Here is a 3,182-nt window from a genome sequence, read left to right as displayed (position 1 = left end):
ATTACTGGGCGGGTGCCGCGGTAATCGGCGATTATCTTGTGTATGGCGATGATAAGAGCAATCTGACATCTGTGTATTGGTGCAATGGAACGACAGCAGATGAGATTAATGTCTCTGCAGTTTACGGTGTAACTGCAAACGAGATTCGTTCTTCAATCACATGGAACGAAACTTACGGGCGCATCTACTTCACATCAAAAGGCGGATATTGCTACGCGCTTGGGTTTGACGAAAGCACTGGAACGTTCAACACAGCAGATAAATGGTGCACCAATATCGGGTACTCAACATCCACACCGGCAGTTTACAATGGAAGAGTATATGTTGGGAATAACAATGGCTTCTCAAGTGGAAAATTATATTGCCTGAACGAGAATAACGGGAATGAAATATGGAACGCCTCGATAGGTCCAGTTCAGGCTTCACCAGCGCTCTCGATCCAGGGCTCGGACGTTTACATATACGTAACCACGAACTGTGCGAACGGCAGACTTTATTGCATCAAGGATAACGGAGGCACATACGAACAGAAATGGTCGTATATAACACATGAAGCAGGTGGGAGCGGTGGATACATCTTGCAGGGTGTAGCGATCTCAAATGGCTCTTTGTATTTCGGGAACGATGGAGGGTATCTCTACATCATTAATGAAACGCTCAAAAAGCCTGACCTCACCGTTACTGCCATTAACAACAGCACAATCTACAACGGCACGTACAACATCATCACTGCAACGGTGGAGAATGTAGGCAACGGAAGCGCAGGCACATTCAATGTAACGCTCAATGACGGTAGTGGTGTAGTGGACGATGTAAGCGTCGAAGGTCTTAATGCGGGCGAGCAGACACAGGTGAAGCTGCTGTGGACACCAACAACGACAAATTCATACACGCTGACAGTTACAGCAGATTCTGGTGGCGTCATAGACGAATGGAACGAAGGTAACAACACGATGCAGAAGACTTTAACACCAATCGAAATCCCGCCGACCGACCTCGTAGTGAGCGAGGTCTGCGACGGCAATCTCATCAACGGAACTGCTAATGAGGTCTTTGCGGTGATAAGGAACGATGGCGCAGATGCAAGCGGGTTCAATGTCTCGCTTGAGGCAGATGGCGTGGAGGTAGACAAAGTATTTGTGCCGATGCTGCATTTCAGAGAATCTCAACTTGTGGCACTTCACTGGACGCCCACTTCCGTAGGAAGCGTGCAGTTGAACGTGACGGTTGATTCCGACGGACAAATCGCGGAATCCAATGAGTTAAACAATATGACGAGCCAGAACGTGAATATCGTGTCTCGTGTGACGGTGACGGTCAATCCAGGTGGAAGCGGAAGCATACAGAATGCAATAACCAGTGCTGCGAACGACACCATAATCCTCGTTAATAACGGCATTTACAACGAGCGAATAACGATTCCTGCGAGCAAGTCGGGGATAAAGCTGATAGCAAACGGCAGCAACGTTGTAATCTGCAATAATACTGCTGGTGACATCGTTACTGTGGAAGGAAATTACTGCAAGGTGAAGGGATTCAAGATAAACAGCGGTTGGGACGGTAGCATTTATCCGAACTTCCCCGGTGCGGGCATCAATGTCTCTTCTGACTGGAATGTGATCGCAGACAACTATATCTACAATACATCAGGTGGTATAAAACTCTGCGGCTCAAAGAACCTGGTCAGGTGCAACGTGGTTGGCAACAGCAGTGCAGGACAGGCATGCCTGAACCTGATGGCGATTTCTGGCGACTGCAATGCAATTGTGAAGAACAAGTTTGACGGCGACACGGGCTACGGGTTCATACTCGGAGGCGTGTTTGGTTCAACAGGCATACATGATGCCAGAGCGAGCAACAATACGATACGAGATAACAACTTCACCGTCACAGGTGTCGGCAGCTGGAGCCCGGGGAAGACTATCTTCGGCGGCGACCCGAATCTGGTGTTCAATAACATCATCAACGACACTTCCAACAAAGTGCAACTTGGGAGACTGAACTGGTATTTCGTGGATAAGGTAGCGGTAGAGAATCCGAAGTGCGGTAATGTCGTTCACGGTCCGTTCTACGGCGGTAACTTCTGGCTCAACTACACAGGAACGGACAGCAATAACGACCTGCTCGGTGATACTGGCGTGCCACACATGGGATACGACTACCATCCACTGATAAAGGCGAAGTGCGGTGATGTGGATTGCAACGGTGTTGTAAATGTACCCGATGCACGGAAAGTTTACAAGAATGTACCAACCCCATGGAAACTTAACAGTTCATGGGCAGCAGACGTAGATTGTAACTGTGCAGTGAATATACCAGACGCACGGAAAATTTACAAGAATGTACCCACTCCAGAACTACTAAACTGCTGCAAGGGCTGTGAATTGTGCTTAGTGTGATTGATGATAGGGATTAACCATGGAGAACCATAAATAATAAAACTTTTGCCCTTTTTCCTTTTTTGGGGCAAATAAACACTCAATGCGGAAAAAGGAACCAGAAAACAAAAAGTAAAGGAGGTGAAAGTGGGAAAATAAGAGGAAAAAAGAAAGCCAAGGGTATTTTCTACTAAAGGCAAAAAGTTATTTAGGAGGTGAAAAAGAAAAAAATGGAAAAAATGAGAATGATATTCGGAATGAGTATAGTATTAGCAGTGCTTACAGTGCTTACAGCGACTGCAGTGGCAGATAATGTGCTTTTCTTTGTTCCCCAAAACAGTGGCGGAGCACTTGGGGAGAATGTAACAGTCTTGCTCTACCTAAATGCAACTGATCACATCGGTGGAGGTCAGGTGAGAATTGACTTTGACCCCAATGTAGTCAATATAACATGCAAAGAGATGACGGAGACTACAAATTGGGAATCATGGGATTTCTATCCATATGGGTACGTTGGACATCCATATGCGTTTATAACTTTCATGCAATGGAGCGGCTATTATATGGGTGATATGATAGGAATAGCCAACTGCACCCTGACAGGTAATATGCCGGGTATAACCCAGTTAGAGATACCAGTAGCTTCTGATAAAACTGTACTCACTGATGAAGATGGTAATGAGATTTTCCCCACAACGATAAGCGGCACATTCACATGCACTGCACCGCAGGAGACATACAGCAAAGACCTCGTTGAGGGCTGGAACCTGATTTCACTGCCTCTTACTGCGGATGACATGACGG

General features: G+C 46.6%; 2 protein-coding genes. Both read left to right on the top strand.

Features of this window, described 5'->3' with window-relative positions:
• Positions 1-2,399 (top strand): PQQ-binding-like beta-propeller repeat protein (locus J7J01_00195; GenBank protein ID MCD6209314.1); only part of this gene is annotated, 2,399 nt, incomplete at its 5' end.
• A 218-nt stretch (positions 2,400-2,617) separates the two neighbouring features.
• Positions 2,618-3,182: hypothetical protein (locus J7J01_00190; GenBank protein MCD6209313.1), on the top strand; the 565-nt coding region annotated here is incomplete at its 3' end.

Source organism: Methanophagales archaeon (genome assembly GCA_021159465.1).
Classification (GTDB): Archaea; Halobacteriota; Syntropharchaeia; order Alkanophagales; family Methanospirareceae; genus G60ANME1.
Note: the sequence above shows the minus strand (reverse complement) of the source record. Positions and strands in the feature narration are given on the sequence as shown.